General features: G+C 45.1%; 27 protein-coding genes and 1 riboswitch. Of the genes, 10 read left to right on the top strand and 17 right to left on the bottom strand.

The genetic code is table 11. The features are described from left to right. The first annotated feature begins 14 nt into the window (after window positions 1-14). Genes AAHK14_RS06335 through AAHK14_RS06325 form a run of 3 tightly spaced genes read left to right on the top strand, consistent with a single transcriptional unit; the run spans window position 15 to window position 2,566 of the window. On the top strand, window positions 15-899 hold the full coding sequence (locus tag AAHK14_RS06335; RefSeq protein ID WP_065255269.1) for a DNA adenine methylase: 885 nt from the start codon (window positions 15-17) through the stop codon (window positions 897-899). A 1-nt stretch (window position 900) separates the two neighbouring features. Then, a complete protein-coding gene (locus tag AAHK14_RS06330; protein ID WP_065255268.1) occupies window positions 901-1,743 on the top strand; it encodes a type II restriction endonuclease in 843 nt (280 codons plus the stop codon). A gap of 1 nt (window position 1,744) precedes the next feature. Next, window positions 1,745-2,566 carry a site-specific DNA-methyltransferase gene (locus AAHK14_RS06325; protein WP_065255267.1) on the top strand — a complete coding sequence of 274 codons (822 nt, stop codon included), beginning with the start codon at window positions 1,745-1,747 and terminating at the stop codon, window positions 2,564-2,566. Window positions 2,567-2,664: 98 nt separating this feature from the next. On the opposite strand, the gene AAHK14_RS06320 is transcribed toward AAHK14_RS06325, so the two are convergent. Together AAHK14_RS06320 and AAHK14_RS06315 are read right to left on the bottom strand one after the other, a co-directional pair. Beyond that, a complete protein-coding gene (locus AAHK14_RS06320; RefSeq protein ID WP_065255266.1) occupies window positions 2,665-3,570 on the bottom strand; it encodes a histone deacetylase in 906 nt (301 codons plus the stop codon). A 3-nt stretch (window positions 3,571-3,573) separates the two neighbouring features. Beyond that, window positions 3,574-4,260, bottom strand: a complete 687-nt coding sequence (locus AAHK14_RS06315) for a hypothetical protein (RefSeq protein WP_065255265.1) — start codon at window positions 4,258-4,260, stop codon at window positions 3,574-3,576. Window positions 4,261-4,634: 374 nt separating this feature from the next. On the opposite strand from AAHK14_RS06315, the gene ccmA reads away from it, so the two are divergent. Both ccmA and AAHK14_RS06305 read left to right on the top strand, forming a co-directional pair. Further along, window positions 4,635-5,237 carry a heme ABC exporter ATP-binding protein CcmA gene (gene ccmA / locus AAHK14_RS06310; RefSeq protein ID WP_065255264.1) on the top strand — a complete coding sequence of 201 codons (603 nt, stop codon included), beginning with the start codon at window positions 4,635-4,637 and terminating at the stop codon, window positions 5,235-5,237. Next, on the top strand, window positions 5,234-5,893 hold the full coding sequence (locus AAHK14_RS06305) for a heme exporter protein CcmB (RefSeq protein ID WP_065255263.1): 660 nt from the start codon (window positions 5,234-5,236) through the stop codon (window positions 5,891-5,893). Before ccmA ends, AAHK14_RS06305 begins: the two co-directional genes overlap by 4 nt. 191 nt (window positions 5,894-6,084) lie before the next feature. Here the strand turns inward: AAHK14_RS06305 and cls are convergent, their stop codons facing one another. Together cls and tsaD are read right to left on the bottom strand one after the other, a co-directional pair. After that, on the bottom strand, window positions 6,085-7,632 hold the full coding sequence (gene cls / locus AAHK14_RS06300; RefSeq protein ID WP_065255261.1) for a cardiolipin synthase: 1,548 nt from the start codon (window positions 7,630-7,632) through the stop codon (window positions 6,085-6,087). Window positions 7,633-7,677: 45 nt separating this feature from the next. Beyond that, window positions 7,678-8,718 carry a tRNA (adenosine(37)-N6)-threonylcarbamoyltransferase complex transferase subunit TsaD gene (gene tsaD, locus AAHK14_RS06295; protein ID WP_065255260.1) on the bottom strand — a complete coding sequence of 347 codons (1,041 nt, stop codon included), beginning with the start codon at window positions 8,716-8,718 and terminating at the stop codon, window positions 7,678-7,680. 206 nt (window positions 8,719-8,924) lie between these two features. Between tsaD and coaE the strand changes: the two genes are divergently transcribed. Next, a complete protein-coding gene (gene coaE / locus AAHK14_RS06290; RefSeq protein ID WP_065255259.1) occupies window positions 8,925-9,572 on the top strand; it encodes a dephospho-CoA kinase in 648 nt (215 codons plus the stop codon). 107 nt (window positions 9,573-9,679) lie between these two features. Then, window positions 9,680-9,826 (top strand): hypothetical protein, encoded by a 147-nt coding sequence (locus AAHK14_RS06285; protein ID WP_156064989.1) that lies wholly within the window; start codon window positions 9,680-9,682, stop codon window positions 9,824-9,826. 81 nt (window positions 9,827-9,907) lie between these two features. Here the strand turns inward: AAHK14_RS06285 and AAHK14_RS06280 are convergent, their stop codons facing one another. From AAHK14_RS06280 to AAHK14_RS06245, 8 genes are all read right to left on the bottom strand, one after another. Further along, window positions 9,908-11,149, bottom strand: coding sequence for a divalent metal cation transporter (locus AAHK14_RS06280; protein ID WP_065255257.1), 1,242 nt, complete (start codon window positions 11,147-11,149; stop codon window positions 9,908-9,910). Between the two features lie 85 nt (window positions 11,150-11,234). Continuing rightward, a riboswitch (TPP riboswitch) is annotated at window positions 11,235-11,327 on the bottom strand. Next, the gene (locus AAHK14_RS06275) at window positions 11,294-11,425 is read right to left on the bottom strand and encodes a hypothetical protein (protein ID WP_255216915.1); all 132 of its coding nucleotides are present in this window, start codon (window positions 11,423-11,425) and stop codon (window positions 11,294-11,296) included. Its footprint overlaps the riboswitch before it by 34 nt. 9 nt (window positions 11,426-11,434) lie before the next feature. Then, a complete protein-coding gene (gene lysM, locus AAHK14_RS06270) occupies window positions 11,435-11,929 on the bottom strand; it encodes a peptidoglycan-binding protein LysM (protein ID WP_065255256.1) in 495 nt (164 codons plus the stop codon). A 489-nt stretch (window positions 11,930-12,418) separates the two neighbouring features. Then, window positions 12,419-12,652 (bottom strand): acyl carrier protein, encoded by a 234-nt coding sequence (gene acpP / locus AAHK14_RS06265; protein WP_029103911.1) that lies wholly within the window; start codon window positions 12,650-12,652, stop codon window positions 12,419-12,421. Between the two features lie 157 nt (window positions 12,653-12,809). Beyond that, complete coding sequence (fabG, locus tag AAHK14_RS06260) at window positions 12,810-13,538, bottom strand: 3-oxoacyl-ACP reductase FabG (RefSeq protein WP_029103912.1); 729 nt, start codon at window positions 13,536-13,538, stop codon at window positions 12,810-12,812. After that, on the bottom strand, window positions 13,528-14,475 hold the full coding sequence (gene fabD, locus AAHK14_RS06255; RefSeq protein WP_065255296.1) for an ACP S-malonyltransferase: 948 nt from the start codon (window positions 14,473-14,475) through the stop codon (window positions 13,528-13,530). The genes fabG and fabD overlap by 11 nt, the downstream gene beginning before the upstream one ends. Before the next feature lie 376 nt (window positions 14,476-14,851). Beyond that, the gene (gene rpmF / locus AAHK14_RS06250; protein ID WP_029103914.1) at window positions 14,852-15,034 is read right to left on the bottom strand and encodes a 50S ribosomal protein L32; all 183 of its coding nucleotides are present in this window, start codon (window positions 15,032-15,034) and stop codon (window positions 14,852-14,854) included. 176 nt (window positions 15,035-15,210) lie between these two features. After that, window positions 15,211-15,762: a YceD family protein gene (locus AAHK14_RS06245; protein ID WP_062500709.1), complete on the bottom strand. Its 552-nt coding sequence runs from the start codon at window positions 15,760-15,762 to the stop codon at window positions 15,211-15,213. Window positions 15,763-15,872: 110 nt separating this feature from the next. Between AAHK14_RS06245 and AAHK14_RS06240 the strand changes: the two genes are divergently transcribed. Together AAHK14_RS06240 and AAHK14_RS06235 are read left to right on the top strand one after the other, a co-directional pair. Then, on the top strand, window positions 15,873-16,595 hold the full coding sequence (locus AAHK14_RS06240; protein WP_065255255.1) for an elongation factor P hydroxylase: 723 nt from the start codon (window positions 15,873-15,875) through the stop codon (window positions 16,593-16,595). Window positions 16,596-16,622: 27 nt separating this feature from the next. Continuing rightward, window positions 16,623-17,171 carry a Sua5/YciO/YrdC/YwlC family protein gene (locus AAHK14_RS06235; RefSeq protein WP_065255254.1) on the top strand — a complete coding sequence of 183 codons (549 nt, stop codon included), beginning with the start codon at window positions 16,623-16,625 and terminating at the stop codon, window positions 17,169-17,171. Window positions 17,172-17,263: 92 nt separating this feature from the next. Here the strand turns inward: AAHK14_RS06235 and minE are convergent, their stop codons facing one another. The 5 genes from minE to AAHK14_RS06210 all read right to left on the bottom strand — a co-directional run bounded on the left by minE (window position 17,264) and on the right by AAHK14_RS06210 (window position 21,664). Further along, window positions 17,264-17,539: a cell division topological specificity factor MinE gene (gene minE, locus AAHK14_RS06230; RefSeq protein WP_029103917.1), complete on the bottom strand. Its 276-nt coding sequence runs from the start codon at window positions 17,537-17,539 to the stop codon at window positions 17,264-17,266. Between the two features lies 1 nt (window position 17,540). Continuing rightward, window positions 17,541-18,356, bottom strand: a complete 816-nt coding sequence (gene minD, locus AAHK14_RS06225; RefSeq protein WP_062500703.1) for a septum site-determining protein MinD — start codon at window positions 18,354-18,356, stop codon at window positions 17,541-17,543. Window positions 18,357-18,578: 222 nt separating this feature from the next. Further along, on the bottom strand, window positions 18,579-19,361 hold the full coding sequence (minC, locus tag AAHK14_RS06220; protein ID WP_065255295.1) for a septum site-determining protein MinC: 783 nt from the start codon (window positions 19,359-19,361) through the stop codon (window positions 18,579-18,581). A gap of 135 nt (window positions 19,362-19,496) precedes the next feature. After that, window positions 19,497-20,603, bottom strand: a complete 1,107-nt coding sequence (locus AAHK14_RS06215) for a hypothetical protein (RefSeq protein ID WP_083108239.1) — start codon at window positions 20,601-20,603, stop codon at window positions 19,497-19,499. A 107-nt stretch (window positions 20,604-20,710) separates the two neighbouring features. Then, window positions 20,711-21,664 (bottom strand): acyltransferase, encoded by a 954-nt coding sequence (locus AAHK14_RS06210; RefSeq protein ID WP_065255253.1) that lies wholly within the window; start codon window positions 21,662-21,664, stop codon window positions 20,711-20,713. Window positions 21,665-22,235: 571 nt separating this feature from the next. Here AAHK14_RS06210 and AAHK14_RS06205 point away from each other — a divergent pair. After that, window positions 22,236-22,880 (top strand): OmpA family protein, encoded by a 645-nt coding sequence (locus AAHK14_RS06205; protein WP_065255252.1) that lies wholly within the window; start codon window positions 22,236-22,238, stop codon window positions 22,878-22,880. Window positions 22,881-22,942 lie beyond the last annotated feature (62 nt).

Here is a 22,942-nt window from a genome sequence, read left to right as displayed (position 1 = left end):
TGATGAAAAAATAAATGAAACCTTTTATAAAATGGGCTGGCGGTAAGAGTTCTTTGCTTGATGAGATTCAAAAACGCTTGCCTGATTTTGTCTATTCACAAGATTTTTGTTTGGTAGAGCCTTTTGTTGGTGGTGGGGCGGTGTCCTTATGGGCATTGTCCGATTTGCCACATCTAAAACAGCTTATCATCAATGATTACAATGCCGATTTAATCAATGTGTATCAAGTCATTAAAAATAATCCTGATGATTTGATAGAATATATTGAAAATTTACAAAATCACTATGATAAATTAACAGATCTAGAAAGCAAAAAACCTTATTTTTATCACAAAAGAGATGTTTTTAATCAAAGAACCAGTAATAATATTGAACAGGCAGGGTTATTTATATTTTTAAATAAATCTGCTTTTAATGGCTTATATCGTGTTAATAAAAACAATCAATTTAATGTCCCCATTGGCAGTTATAAAAAACCAACATTTGTAGATAAAGAAAATATTTTAAATATTTCAAAAAAGCTACAAAATACCAAAATACTAACAGGTGATTTTGAATTGGTTTTGGCTCATTTGCCAAATAATTTTCCCTGCCTATTTTACCTTGATCCGCCTTATCGTCCAATCAGCGATACCGCAAGTTTTACTTCTTATTCCGATAGTGGATTTGATGATAACGAACAAAAACGCTTGGCTAATTTTTGTAAAAAAATAGATGAATTAGGTCATTATTTTTTATTAAGCAATTCCGATCCAAAAAACACCAATTCATCTGATGAATTTTTTGACGAATTATATCAAGGTTTTAAAATAGAGAGAGTACAAGCCAATCGCACCATTAGTGCCAACAGTAATGGTCGCAAAAAGGTAAATGAAATCATGGTCAGCAATGGAGCTTAATATGAAATTAGCATTTGATGATTTTTTAAATAGTATGTCAGAAACCAATGCCACTTTGGATTATTTTACTGATTTTGATAAAGTAAAAAAGAATGTCGCTCAAATTGAGATTCACTTAAACCAGCTTAATTATTTATTAGGAAAAGATGATTTAAAACAAGCAGTTTATGAATTATATGCAGAATGTCCAAATGCGTTTTCTATCTTAGAAATATTAATTGCCGTTAGAAAAAAGGAACAAAAGAAAAGTCTAGATGAGCAAGGTCAAGTGGTAACATTAAATAGCTACTTTCAATCAGCGGATAAAATTATAGATTTTCTTAATAATACAGGGCTTGCTGATGTATTTAGAGATAAAAACATCAAAAATTTGGTTGATTATGTGTTTGGCATTGAAGTAGGCTTAGATACTAATGCCCGAAAAAATCGTGGTGGCGATAATATGTCAAAAGCTGTTCAATTATTATTTGACAATGCAGACATTTATTATAAAAAAGAAGTTAGAAACACCATTTTTACAGACATTGAAAGCCTAGGAGCTGATGTTAAGCAATTTGATTTTGTCATCAAAACCAAAAGAAAAACTTATGTGATTGAAACCAATTATTATAATAGCGGTGGCTCAAAGTTAAATGAAGTTGCCAGAGCTTATACCGATGTCGCCCCAAAAATCAATCAATATCCGCAGTATGAATTTGTTTGGATTACCGATGGGCAAGGGTGGAAAACCGCCAAGAATAAACTACAAGAAGCCTATACTCACATTCCTTGTGTTTATAATTTATATACTTTGCATGATTTTGTTGAGCAAATAAATAGCGAAGGTGTTATAAGGGATTGGTAAAATGAAACTAAATTCTTATTTTGAATCAGATGATAAAAACTTTAATATTTATCAAGGTAATTGTATTGATATTATGTCGCATTTTCAGGACAATTCCATAGATATGATATTTGCCGATCCGCCCTATTTTTTATCCAATGATGGATTAACTTTTAAAAATGGCATTATCCAATCGGTTAATAAAGGCGAATGGGATAAAAATGACAATGAAGCTAGTATTTATAATTTTAATCATGAATGGATAGCACAAGCCAGACGATTATTAAAAGATAATGGAACTATTTGGGTAAGTGGCACACACCATAATATTTTTACTGTTGGTCAAGTATTAAAAGAGAATAATTTTAAAATATTAAATATGATAACTTGGGAAAAACCCAATCCACCGCCCAATTTTTCTTGCCGTTATTTTACTTATTCAAGTGAATGGATAATTTGGGCAAGAAAACATTCTAAGACACCACATTATTTTAACTATGATTTGATGAAAAAACTAAATGGCGATAAACAACAAAAAGACATATGGCGATTGCCTGCGGTGGGTTCTTGGGAGAAAATGCAAGGTAAACACCCTACTCAAAAACCACTCGGTCTTTTGTCTCGTATTATATTATCATCTACCCAAAAAGGCGATTTGATTTTAGATCCATTTTCAGGTTCTGGCACAACAGGCATTGCGTCAATATTGCTTGATAGGAAATATATTGGCATTGAACAAGAATTGAGATTTTTGAAATTATCCAAAAGGCGTTACCAAGCAATGACACTTGAATCAAAATATGAATTTAAACAAAAAATCCGTGAGCAAATCAGTGTGATTTAACCGTAAAAGAAAAAGCCATAGAAATGGCAATCAATGAGAATTATAGTGCACGTTGATACGAATATTTTTTACGTTATGTACGTCAATAATTTAGCAGATTAACCCCCAACAAGCCCCCTTGCCACCCTAAACACCCCACAATGCCCCTCCACCACCGTATCCACATCGTCCGAATAGCCCCCGCCCATGACGACAGCGACAGGTATGCCGTAGCGGTGGGCGACACTTAGCACCATGTCATCACGCTCATGACAGCCCTGCATGGACAGCGACAGCTTACCGAGCTTATCGGTAGCAAGCACGTCCACACCCGCCTGATAAAAGATAAAATCAGGACAAAACTCATGAATTAGCCTAGGCAACGTACCCGCAAGCACGCTCAAATACTCATCATCGCCCGTGCCGTCATCAAGCTCTATGTCTAGGTCGGACGGCGGTTTGATAAAGGGATAGTTCTTTTTGCCGTGCATACTAAACACAAAAACACGGGGGTTATGTGCCATGATAGACGCATTGCCATTACCCTGATGTACGTCCAAATCCACGCTCAAAATGCGTTTGGCTTGCCCCCGTGCCAACAGTAGATTGCTCGCCACGCACACATCATTAAACACACAAAAGCCCTCGCCATGCCCTGCAAATCCATGATGTGTTCCTCCTGATGTGGACAGCGATATGCCGTATTCTTTGGCATATAAGGCACATTCATAGGTGGCGTGCGTGATGTAGCGTTCTCGTTTGACAAGTTCTGCGGACATGGGCAGTCCGATTTTGCGGATTTCTTTGTCCGTTAGCGTGCCTGTTTTTAATTTGTGCCAATAATCAGCGGTGTGGGTGGTTAGGATTTCTTGCTCGGAGAGCAGTTGGGGGTGGAACAGATTGTCAGGCGTGATAACGCCTTCTTGAAGCAGTTTTTGGGGAATTAGGTCGTATTTTGCCATAGGAAAGCGGTGGGACGCTGGCACACTACGGCAAAATAGGGGCGAATGGGCGATTTTTAGCATGGCTTATTGGGCGGTGTGGGTGGGCAGAAAAAATGTCCGCTTTTCATCGTCCACAACCGCCTTTATCTCATCGCCCACGTCCACATAATCCCCTGCAAACTGGCTTGGCTCATCGTCCGCCAGCACAAGCGTCATGATACCCCGAGCCACTTCGGTAAGCCCTGCCAGAGCTTGTAGATAACAGCCAAGCGATTTGTCGGTTAAGGGATTAAACTCCACGTCAAAGGCAATCTTGGCACGCACTTCGCCGTCTGTCGGGTCAAACTCAATCCCGCCAAAGCTCACGTTCATGTTCATCTTGGCAATCTCCATGAGCATGGCGGTATAATGACTCACAGGCACGCTGTCGTCTAATATGCCAAATGCCGAGACAAGCTGATTGTCTTCGTTGATACGAAACACACACGTCCAGTCGTTCTCACGGTCGGTAAAGCCCATGATAAGATGATGTGTGTGTCCGCCGTCATCGGGTGGGCGGTGGTCGTATTTCCAGTCTTGTTTGTCAAGCCACGCCATGATATCGCAGGTTATGGGGTGCGATGTGGGCTTGGCGGTGGGGGCGGTTAGGATTTGTTTGGGTTTGGCGGTTTTTGGGGTATCTGCCCCCTTGTCCGCTACGTTATCCGCTGTCGTGTCCGCTTTTGTGTCGGGTTTGGGTTTTTTAAATAGACTTTTGATTTTTTTAAACATAAGATTGCCTTGATTGTATTTTAAGAAGTTGTATACCTAACGAGCTTGATAATTACCACGCCCCTACATCCACACATCATTGCGTCTGTAATAATTTTAAAATTTCTTGGACGTATTTCAAGAATTAGCATAACAAAAAATAAGGGAATTAAAAAGCATTATTTGGGGTTTTTGGGGATTTTTCAATTTATCTTTAATTATTAAAATCTTTTGGGTGTGGTGGGTCAATCACGGTTTTGCGTAATTTATGGGATAAATTTAAAAATGTGTTTTTATTAAATGGCTAAATTTTAAAATTTGCCAAATCCGCCACATAACATTCAAATTTCCCCCAAAATTTGCTATGATAACACTTTATAATCAAGAACAGCCCCATGACCCATTCAGTAATCCTACAACTACACCAAGTCGCCATTGGACGGGGCGATTTTATCTTGTGCGATGATGTCAATCTCACCCTACACGCAGGCGATGTGTGTCATCTGGTCGGCGAAAACGGACTGGGCAAGACCACCCTACTCAACCAAATCGCAGGACTACTGCCCACCACGCATGGCACGATAAGCAAATCCCCACTGGTGTACGTCTCTCATCAGCTTGGTATTAGCCCTGCCTTGACAGTTAGCCAAAATTTACGGTTTTTGTTTTCGCTGTATGACGTACAAGCGGATAATGACACCATTGATACCGCCCTAGACATGGTCGGGCTATATGGTTTGGGCGATACGTCCAGCATTCAGCTATCGGCAGGACAAAAAAGACGAATCGGACTGGCACGATTATTCATCATGACCCCCACCCACGCCCCCTTATGGCTCCTTGATGAGCCTTTGACCGCCCTAGATGTGGCAATGGTTGCCAAATTAGAAAAACGCATGGGTGAGTTTGCAGACATGGGCGGAGCAATCCTTGCCACGAGCCACCAAGCCATGCAAGGGGCAAACCGTGTGCTAGACTTAGCGGAGTTCGCCCTATGAAAGCTCTACTACAACGAGAATGGCAAATCAAACGTCAAGGGGCGGTGCAGTGGCTGTATCCGTTGGTGCTATTTTTGCTCATCATCACGCTGTTTCCGCTTGCTATCGGGGCAGAGCCTGCCACGCTGTTACGCTTGGCAAGTTCGGCGGTGTGGATAGCGGTGCTGTTGTCGCTCGTTATGGGTATCGAAGAGCTGTTTCGCCCTGATTTTGATAATGGCACGCTTGCCGAGCTTGTCGTCTCAAATGCTCCGCTTGCCACATGGGTCGCTGTGCGGTTGGCGGTGCATTGGCTGTTTAGTGCAGGCTTTGTGGCGGTGTTATCATTTCTGGCGATACCTTTATTTGGCTTGCCTGTGGGCGACACGCTCATGCTGGCGGTGTCTATCATGGTCGGCTCACCCATGCTTCTTATGCTGTCTGCCATCGCAAGCTCGCTCACACTCACCCTAAAAAATGGGGCGGTACTCGTGCCACTCATCGCCCTACCCATGCAACTGCCTGTGCTGATTTTTGCCACAGGGGCGGTCGATTTGCACGCCACAGGGCTAAATGGTTTGCCCATTCTTGCCATGCTCGGGGCAGGCAGTATCTTGGCGGTGATGATAACGCCGTTTGTCATTGCAGGGATTTTAAAAATGGCGTGGGCGGATTGATTGGGGTTTTTGTTTTACAATCATTTAAATTCAAAATACACCACCAAAGGGCATGGAAAGCACGCCCCTACAAAGGTATTTTTTAAGATTTGGGGGTCGGTTCAGACTTACCCCATTTTTATTACCCCCATTTTTATTACCCCCATTTTTATTACCCCCATTTTTATTACCCCATTTTTATAACTTCACTTTTATAACAACGGACTAAACAGTCTCACCGCCCCGTCTAGCAATTTTAAATGCCACTTTCTGGCTTGCCACTCATCAAAAGACAGCTCATCAGAACCTTTTAAATAATCCTGCTGTAACTCATCAATCTCATCAATCAGCCCGTAGCTCTCATTACCCCGATAAATGGCAAGGGTTACTTCCATGTTAAGATAAAAACTTCTCATGTCCATATTGACCGTGCCAAACAGGGCGTATTCTTTATCAATGCTAATGATTTTGCTGTGTAGCAGACCATTTTTATAAAGTGCCAAACGAACCCCTGCCTTTAACAATGGCTCAAAATAGGCTTGGGACGCATATTTGACCAGCTTAGAATCATTGACTTTGGGCATGATGATACACACGTCCACGCCACGGCGTTTGGCACTTAGTAGGGCAAGCATTAACGGTTCATCAGGCACAAAATAGGGCGTGGTAATGACAATCTCACGTTTGGCATGATATAGAGCCGTAACAATGGTCTCATACACCAAATGCCCTGCCAGTTGTGGGGCGGACGGTAACAGTTGTAATTGGACGTTGTGGGTTATGGGGTAGGATTTTTGTGTGGGTGTGGGCGTGGTTAACAGCGTGGCGGTGCGATTGGTGAGTTTGTTGCGGTAGTCGTTGATGATGTTTTTTAAAAAATACACGTTGTCATCGGTCTCGGCACCCATATCAGTCGTGATGACCGCCCCCATGGCTTTGACCACGCCCAAATCCTGCGTATGCACCACCCGAAGCATGACATCAATCCACTGCCCGACATCACTGTCTTGCTTAAAAAACTTAGGGTCTGCCAAATTAAAACTGCCTGTATAGCCGACATGCTCATCGATACACACCAGTTTGCGGTGATTGCGAACATCGGCACGAGCCACCAACGATTTGAACAGTCCCACAGGAAACAGCTCTTCGACACGCACGCCTGCCGATGTCAAGGTGCGATAACGCTCATGGACAAAAAACTTGGCACTACCCACGCTATCTGCCAACAGCACGCACGACACGCCACGCTCACAGGCACGCTCCAAGGCGTCAAATACGTCCAGCACTTGCCCTTTGGGGTGGACGATATAAAATTCAAGCAGTACTGAATGCTTGGCGTTATCGATGTCATCGATGAGTGCGTCAAATACCTGCCCCGCCCCCGACAGCAAAGTTACGCTGTGATTGCCCTGCACGCCAAAGCCTGTCTCACGCTCGCCCCTATCTGCCAAGGCTCGCCATTTGTCGTGGGTGATGATGTCTTTATCACTGCCCAGATTGATGTTTTGGTGGCTTGCCAAGTCAATGAGCATGGTCTCAATCATGCCAATGCGGTGCTGATAGCGTTTACTGATGAAAATCTGCCCAAAAATCAGATACAGCACCACCCCCAAATACGGCATGAGTGCCAGCACCGCAATCCACGCAATCGCCACGCCATAGTTCTTTTGGCGTATCAAGATATTGGCAATGAACACCAATATAATGATAAAGTGTGAAATGGCTAACAGCTCAAACAGCCAGTGGTTAGAATCTATCATGCAAGCTATCTTAATGGTAAAAGAAACATGGGCGTGGCAGGGCGGTCATGACTCTACCGCCAAACTCTCCATGCTCCATCGTGGCACGCACGCCACCGCCAAATCGTCCGCCTGCCCCATGCTAAGACGGCAATATCCTGCATAGGCTATCATCGCTCCGTTGTCGGTGCATAGGTGCAAGGGGGCATAATGCACGCTCGCCCCCATTTTGGCAAGGGCGGTCTCCAAATGCGTGCGTAGGCTCGCATTGGCAGACACACCCCCTGCGATGACCAGTTGTTTTAGCCCTGTTTGTTTTAGGGCTTTGGTGCATTTTTTGACCAGCGTATCCACCACCGCATACTGAAAACTTGCCGAGATGTCCGCCCGCACCACAGGGTCGGTGTCGCTCCCTTTGGTGTCCTTAATCAGATTATGCACGGCTGTTTTCATGCCACTAAAACTAAAATCCAGCCCCTTACCCATCATCGGGCGTGGCAAGTCATAGGCGTGGGGATTACCCCCTTTGGCAAGTCGCTCCACATTCGGCCCACCGGGGTAAGGCAGACCGAGCATTTTGGCGGTTTTATCAAAACACTCGCCCACCGCATCATCAATACTCTCGCCCAATATCTCATACCGCCCCACGCCGTCTGCTCGCACCAGCATGGTATGACCGCCCGAGACGAGCAGACAAACAAAGGGGAAATTGACCCCTTTATCATTTTCTATCATCGGAGCAAGCAGGTGCCCTTCCATGTGGTGAACGCCAATGGCAGGCACACCAAGCCCATAGGCAAGCGTCCGCCCAAATAACGCCCCTGTCATGAGTGCCCCAATCAAGCCGGGTCCTTTGGTGTAGGCGACCGCATCAATGTCGGATTTGGCGATATTTGCCTTATCTAGGAGTTCGTTAAACAGTGGTACCAGTTTACGAATGTGGTCTCTACTGGCAAGCTCAGGCACGACCCCACCATAAGTGGCGTGTAGCTCAATCTGGCTATACAGCACCTGTGCCAGCACCCCACCTTGACCGCCGTTTAGCTCGCTATCATAAATGGCAAGCCCTGTCTCATCGCAGGACGTTTCTAAACCTAATACTTTCATGATTGTCTTTTTCCAAAAATTTGGGGTATTATAGCATTTTTTAGATGATTGGCATTTGGATACAGGTTTTTGATTTTTAATATGTTAAATTTTATTTTATAAATCATTGATAAGATTAAAATTATTTAAAAATACAATCTACCCCTACCAATTACCAATCCTTTATTATAAACTAAATACCCTTTTATCATTTAAAAAGACAAACCATGCCAACCACTCCCAAATCCCCCTTTATCATCGGCTTAACAGGCGGTATCGGTAGCGGAAAAACTGCCGTGAGCGACCATTTTGCCACGCTCGGCATAGACGTGATAGATGCTGATGTCATCAGCCATACCATCACCGCCAAAGGCTCGCCTGTATTAGATGAGCTTGCCCACGCTTTTGGGGCGGATATTCTTACGGACGGTGTGCTTAACCGCACTTACCTGCGTGAGCTTGTCTTTGCTGACCCTGCCAAACTTGCCACGCTAAATGCCATCACCCACCCTGCCATACGCACCCAAATCAGGCACGAGCTTGACCACGCCAGTAGCCCCTACGCCATATTATCCGCCCCGCTTTTATTAGAAAGTATTCAAGGCGATGATAAGGGTTTGACCGCCCTTTGTGATAGGATTTTGGTGGTGGACGTGCCGATAGAGCTACAAATACAGCGAGCCAGCAGACGAGACGGACAAAGTGATAAGGACATTTTAGCAATCATTGACAAGCAAATCCGCCGAGATATACGCCTATCTTATGCCAATGACGTGATAGATAATACAGGGAGTTTGGCTAATTTATATCGCCAAATCAATGCGTTACATCAAACATATCTGGCTATGGCAAACGATTTAGCAAAAGATAAATGATTTAAAAAACACCTTGTAAGCAAATGCTTACACGCATTGATGACATTGGCGTATTTTCTTATGGGCTAGATTTTGGCATAATACGCACATCAGCAAGGATATGGCAAATGGATAAGCCAACATGGAAGACCGCTGATATTATGGAAGCCCTTATGGATAACGCAAGTAGCAAAACCCCTATGAAACCACAAACTCCCCAAGTTTGTGGTTTTGTTTTTATCCATTTTATAATTATAAATATGGTTAAAAAGTAAGGTGTGTACCACGCACCTTTTAAATAAAAAATCATATTGGTACATGATATACACCTTGCCACCAAACAAATATTTGACAACTCAGCGACTACCCAAATACAGCCCCACCATCGCCACCAAATACAACAGCCCTGCATACGCCAGCATATTGACCCACACAGGTTGGGGCAAGCATTTATGACGCAAGCCCCAATTTAACCACGCAAACACAGGGGCAAACAAAAACGACAAGGTCATGGCAAAGGCAATCATCTTACCCACCATACCCCCAAACAGCCCAATGACCACCCCCGCCATCAACAGCGAGCCTAGCGTCCAGTAGCGAAGGTGTTTTTGTTGGGTGTTGTCATCAAGCGGTCGGTTTTGTAAAATCGCCACCGCTTGCTGATTGCCCCGTGAATAGCCGTCCACCGCCACGATTGTCGTGCCATAGATACACACAAACGCCACAAACAGCATAGGCAGACGTGTCCACTCGCCAATGGCGTGGGCGTACATACCCACGAACTCACCGACAAACTTACCGCCTTGTAGTGGCTCGCCATCGCCTATCGCCACCATCGCCCCCAACGCCATGAACATGAGTGCCAGCACCACGCTCACGGCATAGCTGACATTAAAATCACGGCGATAGCGGTGCTTATAGTCAGGGTTGATTTTGTTTTTTTCGGCAATCCACAGCGAGCTTGACACACTAAGCTCCATCGGAGCAGGCATCCAGCCCATCAGTGCCACCAAAAACGGCACGGCACTCCACACCCATGGGGACGGGGGCGACACAGGGGCAGACGGTGTGGGATTTGCCATGACCATGACAAGGGCGACCAGCGTGATGACACTTAGAGCAAGCATGATAAATTTGGAGATGTGGTCAAGTTTTTGGTATTGTTTGCCAAAGATGAGCCACACAAAACTTATCATGATAATCGCATTTAACATTGGCAACGGCACGCCCTGTCCCATCATCATGCCAAGCAGTACCGCCGACAGTAGCGTACCCCCTGCGACATTGACGACTGTGGCGAACATATTAAACACCAAAAACAGCATGAGATAGCCACGCCCACGCTCGGCATAGCCTGCCAGTAGCGTTTTGTCGTTTTGGTTGGCATAGTCAAAGGCAAGGCGAAAAAAGGGATATTTTAAGGCATTGACCAGCACAATCAGCCCTGCCAATTGCCAGCCATAATACACGCCTGCTTGTGTGGACGCAATAATGTGCGAACCGCCCACACAGGACGACGCCATGATGATACCAGGCCCATACTGGCTAAAAAATGCGGATTTGGGCGGTGTGGATAAAGTAGTGAGTTTGGTTGTCATGATAAACCCCGATAAATAAAGGGCAACCCATGACCGTCCACACCAAAAACTACCCTGATGATGACCACCAAGGATAAAGACAATAAGAATGACACGATTAGTTTCCTACGCCAGTATTAACTGTATCAGGTTCACGGGTATTTCTCAGCCGTCATGGACAGCACCCCGACTAATGGAGCGGTTATTGTATAAAATTTCACCCAGCTTGACAATATCATTTTGCCAATTTTTAGCATAAAAAACACCTTGATAGCCATCAAGGTGTTTATCATTCATGCCGTCATATTAGGCAGGGATACGCAACACTTGACCCACATAGATTTTGTCAGGGTGAGATAGTAGCGGTTGGTTCGCTTCAAAGATTTTGTTGTACTCGTTGGCATTGCCGTACATTTCTTTGGCAATTTTTGATAACGTATCGCCTGATTTGACGGTATAAAAACGAGACTCAGATTCAGGCATTGCCACGCTCAATTGGTCATCCACCTGAGCGACGTGCTGAACATTACCTGCGGCAAGTACCGCTTTTTCACGGTCGGCTTGCGATGCGGCCATACCTGACAGGACAACCGTATCAGTATTACCATTATAGTTGACCTTTAAGCCAGTGATATTAGCATTAGCTTGCACACGAGCCAACAGCAAATTGGCAATCTCTTGGGCACTAGGCTCAGCAGGAGCTGATGTTGTTGGTGTAGGGGTTGTTGGGGCTGATTGCTCTTTTTTATTGCGGTTAAATACTTTATCGCCGATGTCTTTGGCAAAACTAAAAATACCCATGATGGCTCCTTATTTGGATTTGATAGAAAGTGTGTTGACGTTTAGCATGGTTTGTCTAGCAACCATCCTTAAACTCCCTGCTATCTTAGTATAAAATGATAAAAATTTGCACTGTATTTATGCGTAAAATTGTTATACTTATGTAGGGCATGCCTACCCTTTATAACACAATTTAATATTCAGAAATTTTATAGCAATAAAATGATGCTTTTGCATGAAAAATGGCTATCCGACCACTTAAATTTAAAAAATTAAGTAAAAAATCTTAAAAATTTACCCAGTTTAAGTGGTCGGATTGTTTTTCATCGTCAAAAACTTGCTTGATAGAATGACTATCAACCTGCGTTTTTTCCTTGAAAAACGGGCGATTCCCCTGCTTTTTTAAACAGGCATTTTTCATTACAAACATAAAAGGCAGGCGCGCCCTAATGACATAAAAAAACCACTTTTTAAAACTAAAAAGTGGTGTGTGTTTGACTTCTGCCTGGCTTATACTTTGGCAGACACGTAGTCAATGGCTTTTTGAACAGTGGTCAGCTCAGCTGAATCTTCGTCGGGAATGGTAATACCAAACTCATTTTCAAACGCCATCACAAGCTCCACTAGGTCAAGAGAGTCTGCACCTAGGTCGTCCATGAAAGACGCTGCATTGTTAATCTCGTCAGCATTTAGGCTAAGTTGCTCAGCAACGGCTGCTTTTACTTTGGCTTCGATATCGCTCATAAGAGTATCCTTTTTAACATGGGAATTTAAGAAAATCAGCACCAATGATTTGATGACTGAAAACTTGTGTATGATAAAACATTTTTGTCATTTGTGCAAGTGCTATTAGTACGCTCGTTCACAAATTTACATAAAATCGTGACGTACACGTGACAAATCACATGTACATGCCACCATTGACCGCCAGCACTTCGCCAGTGATGTAGCTTGCCCCATCACTTGCCAAAAACGACACCGCCGCGGCAATCTCCTCAGGCTGAGCCATACGCCCAAGCGGTACAGCGTCCAACATGGAGTTTACCAAACGCTCGTCTAGCTCTTCGGTCATGTCTGTCTCTACAAAGCCAGGAGCGACACAGTTTACCGTTACGCCACGAGAGCCAATCTCACGAGCCAACGCACGGGTAAAGCCCTCCACGCCTGCCTTAGATGCGGCGTAATTGGTCTGACCTGCATTTCCCATCTGCCCGACCACGGATGTGACGTTAATGATACGTCCAGAGCGGGCTTTCATCATGCCACGCACCGCACGGCGACTCATGCGATAGATGGCGGTCAAGTTGGTGTCAAGCACGCTCGCCCAGTCTTCATCTTTCATTCGCATGAGCAGACCATCTTTGGTAATGCCTGCGTTATTGACCAGTACATTGACCGAACCATACACACTATCAATCTCTTCAAAGAGCTTATCAATCGCCGCATCATCACAGACATCAAGCACACGCCCGATACCGCCCGACTCAGACAGATACTCTTCTATCGCTTCTGCCCCACGCTCGCTGGTGGCGGTGCCAATGACAAAATGCCCTTCGCTGGCAAACTGCTCGGCAATGGCACGCCCGATACCACGGCTTGCCCCTGTTACTAGGATAATCTTACGACTCATCTAATTGCTCCAATTTTTCTAAACGTGCTAATTTGTCCGTCGGCAAAGCGACAATCGGTGTCTCTTGGCGTTTGGCAAGGTTGGATAGGACATTGCCCGGTCCGCATTCAATCACAACATCGATTTGTTTATCGGCAAGTTTTTGCATGGTTTGTGACCACAACACCGGCATGGATAACTGTTCGGTCAAGGCGGTCTTGATGTCGTTGACATGCTTATGCACTTGGGCATGACGGTTTTGGATGACGGGGATTTGGGCGGTGGCAAATTCGGTCTCATCCAAAAGTTTTGCCAATGCATCACTGGCAGGGTTCATCAGCTCACAGTGCGATGGCACAGAGACTTTGAGTGGCACCGCCTTTTTGCCCAGTGCTTCTACCGCTGACAGCACATGGCTCACACCCACTTGTGTGCCTGCAATCACCACTTGACCAGGGCTATTAAAGTTGGCAGGACCTACAATGCCTGCGTTTTCGGTAGCATCTTCGCACAGACTGGCGACCTGCTCATCATCTAATCCTAGCACCGCCGCCATCTGCGTATCTATCCCTGCCACCGCCCTTGTCATGAGCTTACCACGCTCATGCACAAGCTTGACCGCATCTGTCAGGCTAAGCACGCCACTTGCCACCAATGCCGAGTACTCACCGAGCGAATGCCCTGCCAAACACAGCGGTGTTATTCTCTGTGCTGACAGTTTGTCTTTGACAATCTGCCAAATCGCCACGCTCGCCGTAAGCAGAGCAGGCTGAGTAAATTCGGTCTTGTTTAGGCGACTCTCATCATGGGTTATCTCCCACAAATCCACGCCCAACGCACCACTTGCTTCGTCAAACGTAGTCTTTACCACACTAAAATGCTCGGCAAGCTCATCCATCATGCCAATGGTCTGCGACCCTTGACCAGGGAAAATCACTGCCACACGTTTTGTTGTCATGTTACACCATTTTTTATCAAACATTCATCACGCTGATGAACGTGTCATTTTACCATAAATAATAAACATTTGTTTACAAATTATCGAATAAATTTGCAAGCAAATTTTTTACAATTTAACGCCCGATAGCCATTAGACTTCTTTTTAAACCCCAATTTTGTGGATTTTTTAAAACTTCAACCCCGGTATTTACAAGGGTTTTTTAAATTTGGCAAGAAGTCTATTTTTATAAAACAGTTGTTGTTTAAATTAAACTGTACCATAAAAACAGGCACGTCCTGCTGATAGCCATCAATATTTAAAATAAAAAAGCCAAGCTCATGCGGTCATGGAACTTGGCTTAGGCTTGGTTTTTACAAGGTAGAAACCAAACAAATTAGCTTTCGGCGGCTACTTTAAATAGCTGACGACCACGGTAAAAACCGTCTTTGGTCGCATGGTGACGAATGTGTTTTTCGCCAGTGGTAGAATCAATGCTTAGAGTAGCAACGCTGATACGGTCGTGAGAACGACGCATATCACGGCGTGAACGGCTTTTGCGGTTTTGTTGAACTGCCATGATAGCTCCTAAAATAAAGTACGGCAAATGACTGCCAAATTTAAATGAAAGTGGGTATCTGTGGCGGTAGCATCATTTTCGCCTAATCAAATGGGTGCAGATACATTAAACGCCCTATTATACCAAAAATTTGACATTTTAAAAGCCCATTTTTGCAAAATTTACAAAATATTGGCTTAACCCGACAGCTTGCCCTTTAACTGCCCCAACACAGCAAAGGGATTCTCGGCAGGTTCATCCGCCACGTCGCCCACGCTGTCTGTATGCATATCACAATCATCATGGCGTGGCGAGAGCGGAATGGCAAGCAGTAGCTCATCTTCTAGCATGTCCGCCACGGGGAGCATTTTTTTGTCATCGGGGCAAATCTCATCTAACAGGACATAATCTGCCGTCTCATCTAGGGCTTCTAGGTAGCCAATCTTGTTTTCGCTCTCTAAGATTGCCATGCGGTAATTGCCCGAGACATCCACAGGCATGGGGTCAAGACAGCGTTGGCACGCCACGGACAGCGTCGCTTTGACATCATAGGTTAGCCACAGGATTTTGTCTTGTCGGGCGAGCGTCAAGGCAACGCTTAGCAAATCACCACTAGCGATAACCTGCCCTGCCAGACGTGGCAAGGCAGTCATAGGAACATCGCCCTGCCATGTAAAGCCGATGTCTGCCCATTTGTCAAAGGCGATGTTTTGGGGCAGTGTGCCTGATTGGTTCATGGGTGCGGTCATCTTGTCATCATCATAAAAATTTGGCTTATTATTTCATAAAACCTGCCAAAATTCACGCAAAATTTGTGGGGCGTGGTATAATTTTTGTTTTTAGATTCAGATAACACTCCATGAGCACCACTGATTTTAGCAAGCTGGGTCTGCACGCCCAAACATCACTTTGGCAAGCCTTTTATGATGACAAAACCATACAGGCGTGCGTGGCAGACGTGTGCCGTTTTGATGAGACATATCGCACGCTAAAACGGACGTGGCAAACCCTAAGCGATGATGAGCATGAACAGACCGACTGGCTCATCGCCCTATTTAACCATCTCTATCAGCACAGTGCCATGCCGACCCTACTCGTACGTGGTAAGAGCGAGCCTGAATACTTTGCCAGCAAAGACGGCATGCCTGCCCGCATTGAGTTCGCTCATGGGTTCTTCCAAAGTGCGTTGCATGAGATAAGTCATTGGTGCGTGGCAGGGGCAACACGCAGGGGACTTGATGATTTTGGCTATTGGTACTGCCCTGACGGGCGAGATGAGATGACCCAACGCCAGTTTGAGAAGGTAGAAATCAAACCCCAAGCCATCGAATGCCTGCTGTCATTGGCGTTGGGGCGGTATTTTTATGTCTCAGCGGACAACCTAAATGCCGATTTTGACACATCAAACAGCACCTTTGCCACAGACGTGTACGCCCAAGCTCATGCCTATTTGCAAAATCCACACGCACCGTCTCACCCTTTATCCAAAGATGCCGAACGCCTGATTTGGGTGTGTTTAGACATGAATATGGCAAGGCAGGGGGTGATTTGTAAATATCATTTACCCCACAAATCCATCTAACACATTATCAGTTTATAAGGACAATCCATGAAAACACTCTACATCCACCCTGACAACCCCCAACCCCGTCTGATAGACGAAACGGCAACTGCCTTATCATCGGGCAAAGTCATCATCATACCGACCGAGTGTGGCTACCGTTTCGCCTTTGGGATGAGTGCCAAAGACGCCTTTGAACGCTTGGTGCGTCTGGGGTCGGATGAGTCTGATTTGCTGTTGGTGTGTCAAAACATCAGTCAGCTGTCGGATGTGGCGGTCGTGGCAAATGACGCTTTTCGCACCCTAAAAAGCGACTTTACACCCCAACACGCCTTTATCTTGGAGCCAACCAAAGCGGTCAATAAAAAAATCATCAGCAAAAAATCACTTCGCTTTACCACATCTGCCACGCCCGTGATGACGGCATTGTTAGAACAAATTGGCGAGCCGTTTTTTATCGCCCCACTCGTCTATCAAGGCGAGCCTGTCAGCGAGCATTATGACATCACGGACAAATTAGACTCACAAGCAGACATCTTTGTGGATGTGGGCGTGATTGATGATGTTGAGATAAGCGTGGTTGATTTGACGGGTTAGGATTTGTTTTTATTGGTAGATTTTTAAAACCCAAATGCCAATTTTAAAAAACAAAAAAGGTGCAAATCGCACCTTTTTATCCGTCTTGCCTGTTATTTACGGTCAGGCAAATTGATGTTCATTTCAAGCACATCAAGGCTCTCTTCATGACGCTGTTTGATATTAACATCATCAATCTGTACGCCACTGATGAATTTATTAACCACCGCCAAAATCTCACGCTTCATCTCATCCACACGCTCAGGGGTTAGGCGAGTGTTTAGGCGGTCGTGGCTTGCGACGATGACTTTTAGGCGGTCTTTGGCGATAGACGCACTGGTTGGCTCATCGCCCCCACCAAATAACGTACTCCAAAATCCTTTTTTCATATCAGCCCCCGAACAACTTAGCAAAGAAACCTTTCTTTTTGACATCAATGTGACGCAAAGGACGGTTTTCACCCAAGAATCGTGCCACGATGTCATCATAGCATTGACCTGCTGCCGAGTCTTTAAAATAAATGACAGGCTGACCGTGGTTTGACGCTTCTAGCACAGCATTCGACTCTGGAATGACGCCGATGAGTGGCACTTTTAGAATGTCATTGGCAATGTCATCAATGTCCATCATCTCACCGTGAGCGGCACGCTCTGGGTTGTAGCGAGTAATGATGAGATGTTCTTTGACGCTACCTCCTTCTTCGACACGTTTGGTGCGAGACTGCAAGATACCGATGATACGGTCAGAATCTCGCACGCTCGATACTTCTGGGTTGGTGACAATCAAAGCTTCATCGGCGTGATACATGGCAAGCTGTGCCCCACGCTCAATCCCTGCCGGACTGTCGCAGATGATGTAGTCAAAGCCTAGCTCATCAGACAGCTCTTTCATGACCGCTGCCACGCCTTCATCGGTTAAGGCGTCTTTATCACGAGTTTGAGAAGCAGGTAAGATGTACAGATTTTCCTGCTGTTTGTCTTTGACCAGTGCTTGTGAGAGCTTGGCATTACCACTGATGACATCCACAAAGTCATAGACAATGCGGTTCTCACAGCCCATGATAAGGTCAAGGTTACGCAAACCCACGTCGAAGTCGATGATGACCGTCTTATAACCACGCTCTGCCAGACCTGCCCCAAAAGACGCACTGGTGGTGGTCTTACCCACACCGCCTTTACCTGATGTTACTACGATGATTTTTGCCACAGGGCAACTCCTTATAATTTAACATTGCTACATTTTAGCAATCCAAACACATAATACCCAACTGTCTTTGTAAACCATTATTGCTATTATCAATCTGATGAGTGATTTTTCTTACTCATCAATCATTTATTCATTATCGGTTCTTAAAGTTGGAAATTGGGTTAAGATTTAGAAAAATTTATCTATTTTAGCATAATTTTAAAAAATGATAAACCAAACCCATCACGCCATGAGCGTAAAGATAAGCCCCTTATCTTCATCATAGCTGACTTGCACCGCCTTATCTATCATCTCAAGCGGAATGGCGTCGCTTAGGCAGTAGGTGCCTGCCACCGAGATCAACGTGGGGTTGAACTTTTGGCAAAAAATACGAGCGTGTTTGTCGCCTGTCGCCCCAGCAACCAGTCGCCCTTGTCCATGCCCATAAATGTGCAAACTGTTATCGGTAATGGCCTCTGCACCATTGTTTACCCCACCGATGATGATTAAATCGCCACCTAAGTGTTGTAAACTCTGACCTGAACGAAGCATTTGACCATGCACTCTACTGGTTACACCTTGCTCTTGCTGGGGGATGGTTTGGGGTGTAGGCCGATTGCTAAACTCGCCTGCTTGCTCTGATGATTTTAGTTGTGATGATTGAGATTGTGATGATGGGGCATTATTATCCACACTACTTGTTTTTGACGTTGGGGCAAAATGTGAGTCAACTGGCAAAATGCGTTCCATACGTTTACCATCAGCAGGAAAGCTCGCCAATCGTAGGGCATTTGCCTGCTCGCTTAATACACCATCAACCACGCCTATCGGCTGTACGCCCATCTGCCACAACATCTCAACCAATGCCGACAAATCAAGCTTACACTCACTGTCTAGCACCACAGGCACGGACGTGTTGTCTTTTAATAGAACACTTAGTTCATCTTGAATGGCGGTCAGGTCGTCAGTGTGCAGTTTTAGACGGCTAAAACTGAGCATTTTGCCAAATAAAGTAATCGGTTTCATAACATCATCACCTAAAATTTTGCCAATTTTACCATTTTTTTGGTGTTTTGGGGCAAAATCATCGCCTTTGGGTGGCGATTTTGGCATTTTTGGTGATGAGTGGCGTGGTTTTATTTGGTGACATAACAACCCGTTTTATAAATGTAACTGCTCTTTGTGTTTCCACTGCTGGACTTTGACTTGCTTTTCAAAGGCATTTAGAGCGTCATCAATCACCCCACTCACGAGCTTTTGTAGTTGTGGGTGTGTGGTATCAATGCCTGCCACCCCTTTGGCGACATTGACCATCAGGGCGTCTAGGGTTTTTTCATCAAACAAATGCTCATTGAGCGCCATGGTAACATTCTCACCAATATGACGACCCACACTCGTAATCTGCGACTCTATCATGCCCCCTGCGATGGGAATGAGTTTAAGATAACGTCTTAGCTCAGGCGTGTCAAGCAGTGCCTGCTCAACGGACGTGCCGATGTCATGCGAGAGCTGTTGCCCTGTCTGTGCCAAAAACGCCTGCTGTAACTTCGGGGCAAGCTCACGGCGAAGCAAATCAAGCATCACACTCTCAAACTCGGCACGGTTACGGTCAATGGTCGCCTGAATCAGCGTGCCATGTGTCTTGGACTGTGCCATCTGCTCACGAAAGTTATCAATGGCGGTCAAAATCACTCGGTCAGAGAGTTCCTCTAAGATGACATGATAATAAAACTGGGCAGATGTTATCCACTTTTTAGGAATGACCATCACGCCTGTGTCATGCAAGCGTTTGATGATAATCCCTGCTCGCAGCAGTCTTAACGCACGAAGTATGGGAAAACATGCCAGCACTTCATACCAATGCACAAAGGGAAAAAAGAACCAGCGATAATAAGTGCGACGCTTGATGGCAAGTAGCCACCGCACCAACAGCTCACTCACCCAAAACAGCGTAAACATCCCCCCAATGGCGGATAAGCTCACATGATAAGTCGCTTGATAGGCACTGAGCATGCCACTAAATCCGCCCCACTCGGCAAGTTTGGTCACAAGTCCGCTCATCAAAATGTTATCGGCAAATATCAAACACAGGTCAATAACCAGCAGGATAAGCATGCCGACATCGTAGATGATTTTGGTGCGACTTTGCTTAGCGGTCGGCTCTCGCTCGTCTTTGTCCGTGCCAAAGAGCGGAATGACATCATCTGGCACATCAGAGGGTTGGGGGATTTCTAGGTCGGACAAATGGGGGGTGTGTTTGCTACTCATGGTGTTTTGCTATGATTAAACTTGTAAACATTGGGGTATTGTAAAACTTTTTGGGCAGTTTTAAAAGGTTTGGTTTTCTCATTATTTAGCCCCACTTTTATTTAGACCTACTCAAACTCACTCATCATTTGCCCAACTCGCTCATCTTTGGCAGTCCACACCTTATCCAAAAAGTCAAACAGCTCCGCCTTGACCGTCTCATCACTGTCGTATTTACCGTCTTTTAAATCGGTAAATAACCGCTCATCCATGTCCAGATGACGAATGTCCACCCCCAAACGGGTCATCTTACCTGCCCACAGCTCGCCATAGTCAGGCACACCATCAGGATAGACCACCGTCATGTCCAATATGCCGTCTATCTTATCACCCAAACTGGCAATGGCTAAGGCAAAACCTCCTGCTTTGGGCTTTAATAGGTGCTGATAAGGCGAGTTTTGGCGGGCGTGCTTGTCCTTACTAAACCGTGTGCCTTCTAGGTAGTTGAGCAGAACAAATGGCTTATCAGCGAGCAGTCCGCAGGCACGTCTGGCTTCTTCCAAATCCCGAGTGGCAAGGGCAGGGTTTTTGGCGATTTGTGCCTTGGAGTGGCGTTTCATCATCGGAAAGTCCAAAAAATAAAACGCCTGCCCCACGATAGGAATATAGAGCAGTTCATGCTTGGCAAAAAATCGGGTAATCGGCAACCGTGACTCGCTCACATACTGCACCACACTCGTGTCCACCCACGACTGATGATTGCACACGAGCAGATACCGTCCGTCTTTTTTTAGGTCATCAGGCACCGATATCCGCCAGTCACGCTCTGGCATGAGTGTATCTAGCAGGCGGTTGTTGGTGTTAATCCAGTGGTTGGCGATAGACAGCACCGCCTTGTCGCCCTGCTTTGAACCGAGCAATGTCTTGGCAAGCCCCGCCCCATATAACGGCACGCTGATTGCCACGCTGTTGGCGACCATCGTCCCAAGCCCCGTACCTAGGCGGAGTTTTTGGGCAAGTTTGGGGTGTTTGTCATGGATTTTTTGAAAAAAAGATGTGGTATTAGGGTTATTTTTATGCATATGAAAACCGCTTATTGGATAAATGTAACAATTTGTGTCAAAATCTACTCATCATCAACCCATCAGAAAAAATGCCATACCGCACCCCAATGTCGCCTGATAATGAGTGTATTACCATGCACTATTTTAGCAAATTTTTATCAAAATAATCAAAAACATCAAAAAATAATTAAAAATTATCAAAGTTTTCAAAGGCTTTTTAAAAAATAACTTTGAAAACAACCAAGCCGATTTTACCGCCATTATTATTTACAATAGTCAAAAATCATGGCAAAAACCGCCCATTTTGACAAATTTTGATACAATTTTACCAAAATTTTATGTGTTTTCTGGCAAAAGCCGTCCCTATTTTAGGGCGATTGTGCAAAATACCAGTCCATTTTTACAATTAAAATAACCGATTAACTACATACTTATAACAAATAAGAGAGTTTTTTACGGCATAATAGTCCCATCAAATGGTTTGGGCTTGGTTTAAATATCCGTTTAGATTTTAGTATTTAAACACCCAAAAGTTAAGCCCAAGCCACTTTGGGGATTTTAATTTTACCATCTCTCATAGGAGTATTTTATGAAAAAAATTCTTACCATCACCGCCGTTTCTGCAAGTATGATTTTGGCAGGTTGTGCCAGCACGGGCACCACAGGCATGAATGACACCACCAAAAAAGCAGGTCTTGGTGCGTTGGGCGGTGCTGCCCTAGGTGCTGCCATCTCTAAGGCGACAGGTGGCGAACACACAGGTCGTGATGCTGCCATCGGTGCGGCACTCGGTGCAGGTGTTGGTGCTTATATGAGCCGTCAAGAAGCCAAACTAAAAGAGCAAACCGCAGGTACAGGCATTGAAGTACAAAGAGACCCTGTGACCAACAACATTAACTTGTCTATTCCAGAAGCGATTACCTTTAATGTTGGCAAATACGACATCAAACCCAGTTCGTACAGCACACTAAACCAAGTGGCGAGCACCCTAAACCAATACAACCAAACCACAGTGATGGTAAACGGCTATGCATCCATCGAAGGTAACGCCAACTTCAACCAAGTACTATCACAAAACCGTGCCGCTGCCGTTGCCAACTACCTAGCAGGTCAAGGTGTCAGCTCAAATCGTATCAGTGCCATCGGTCGTGGTGCGACCACTCAGTTTGGCAGCAGTTATGAACCAAACCGCCGTGTTGAGCTAACCATCCTAGCCCCACAAAGCGTGAACTAATCTCATTCTTTGGACAAACCAAAACAGGTCATGCACGTGACCTGTTTTTTGTTTTTTTAATT

This window comes from Moraxella sp. K1664 (genome assembly GCF_039693965.1).
GTDB lineage: Bacteria > Pseudomonadota > Gammaproteobacteria > Pseudomonadales > Moraxellaceae > Moraxella.
This window is presented reverse-complemented; position numbering and strand designations above follow the sequence as displayed.

Bases quoted from the DNA above. Each gene is read 5' to 3' on its own strand.
- AAHK14_RS06330 (WP_065255268.1), top strand. From the start codon at position 901: ATGAAATTAGCATTTGATGATTTTTTAAATAGTATGTCAGAAACCAAT.
- AAHK14_RS06335 (WP_065255269.1), top strand. From the start codon at position 15: ATGAAACCTTTTATAAAATGGGCTGGCGGTAAGAGTTCTTTGCTTGAT.
- acpP (WP_029103911.1), bottom strand. From the start codon at position 12,652: ATGAGCGATATCGAAGCCAAAGTAAAAGCAGCCGTTGCTGAGCAACTT.
- fabD (WP_065255296.1), bottom strand. From the start codon at position 14,475: ATGACAACAAAACGTGTGGCAGTGATTTTCCCTGGTCAAGGGTCGCAG.
- AAHK14_RS06245 (WP_062500709.1), bottom strand. From the start codon at position 15,762: ATGACCGCACCCATGAACCAATCAGGCACACTGCCCCAAAACATCGCC.
- cls (WP_065255261.1), bottom strand. From the start codon at position 7,632: ATGATAGATTCTAACCACTGGCTGTTTGAGCTGTTAGCCATTTCACAC.
- AAHK14_RS06325 (WP_065255267.1), top strand. From the start codon at position 1,745: ATGAAACTAAATTCTTATTTTGAATCAGATGATAAAAACTTTAATATT.
- tsaD (WP_065255260.1), bottom strand. From the start codon at position 8,718: ATGAAAGTATTAGGTTTAGAAACGTCCTGCGATGAGACAGGGCTTGCC.
- coaE (WP_065255259.1), top strand. From the start codon at position 8,925: ATGCCAACCACTCCCAAATCCCCCTTTATCATCGGCTTAACAGGCGGT.
- AAHK14_RS06205 (WP_065255252.1), top strand. From the start codon at position 22,236: ATGAAAAAAATTCTTACCATCACCGCCGTTTCTGCAAGTATGATTTTG.
- AAHK14_RS06215 (WP_083108239.1), bottom strand. From the start codon at position 20,603: ATGAGTAGCAAACACACCCCCCATTTGTCCGACCTAGAAATCCCCCAA.
- AAHK14_RS06240 (WP_065255255.1), top strand. From the start codon at position 15,873: ATGAGCACCACTGATTTTAGCAAGCTGGGTCTGCACGCCCAAACATCA.
- AAHK14_RS06210 (WP_065255253.1), bottom strand. From the start codon at position 21,664: ATGCATAAAAATAACCCTAATACCACATCTTTTTTTCAAAAAATCCAT.
- lysM (WP_065255256.1), bottom strand. From the start codon at position 11,929: ATGGGTATTTTTAGTTTTGCCAAAGACATCGGCGATAAAGTATTTAAC.
- fabG (WP_029103912.1), bottom strand. From the start codon at position 13,538: ATGAGTCGTAAGATTATCCTAGTAACAGGGGCAAGCCGTGGTATCGGG.
- AAHK14_RS06275 (WP_255216915.1), bottom strand. From the start codon at position 11,425: ATGAATGATAAACACCTTGATGGCTATCAAGGTGTTTTTTATGCTAAA.
- AAHK14_RS06320 (WP_065255266.1), bottom strand. From the start codon at position 3,570: ATGCTAAAAATCGCCCATTCGCCCCTATTTTGCCGTAGTGTGCCAGCG.
- minC (WP_065255295.1), bottom strand. From the start codon at position 19,361: ATGAAACCGATTACTTTATTTGGCAAAATGCTCAGTTTTAGCCGTCTA.
- AAHK14_RS06280 (WP_065255257.1), bottom strand. From the start codon at position 11,149: ATGACAACCAAACTCACTACTTTATCCACACCGCCCAAATCCGCATTT.
- AAHK14_RS06315 (WP_065255265.1), bottom strand. From the start codon at position 4,260: ATGTTTAAAAAAATCAAAAGTCTATTTAAAAAACCCAAACCCGACACA.
- AAHK14_RS06235 (WP_065255254.1), top strand. From the start codon at position 16,623: ATGAAAACACTCTACATCCACCCTGACAACCCCCAACCCCGTCTGATA.
- AAHK14_RS06285 (WP_156064989.1), top strand. From the start codon at position 9,680: ATGGATAAGCCAACATGGAAGACCGCTGATATTATGGAAGCCCTTATG.
- AAHK14_RS06305 (WP_065255263.1), top strand. From the start codon at position 5,234: ATGAAAGCTCTACTACAACGAGAATGGCAAATCAAACGTCAAGGGGCG.
- rpmF (WP_029103914.1), bottom strand. From the start codon at position 15,034: ATGGCAGTTCAACAAAACCGCAAAAGCCGTTCACGCCGTGATATGCGT.
- minE (WP_029103917.1), bottom strand. From the start codon at position 17,539: ATGAAAAAAGGATTTTGGAGTACGTTATTTGGTGGGGGCGATGAGCCA.
- ccmA (WP_065255264.1), top strand. From the start codon at position 4,635: ATGACCCATTCAGTAATCCTACAACTACACCAAGTCGCCATTGGACGG.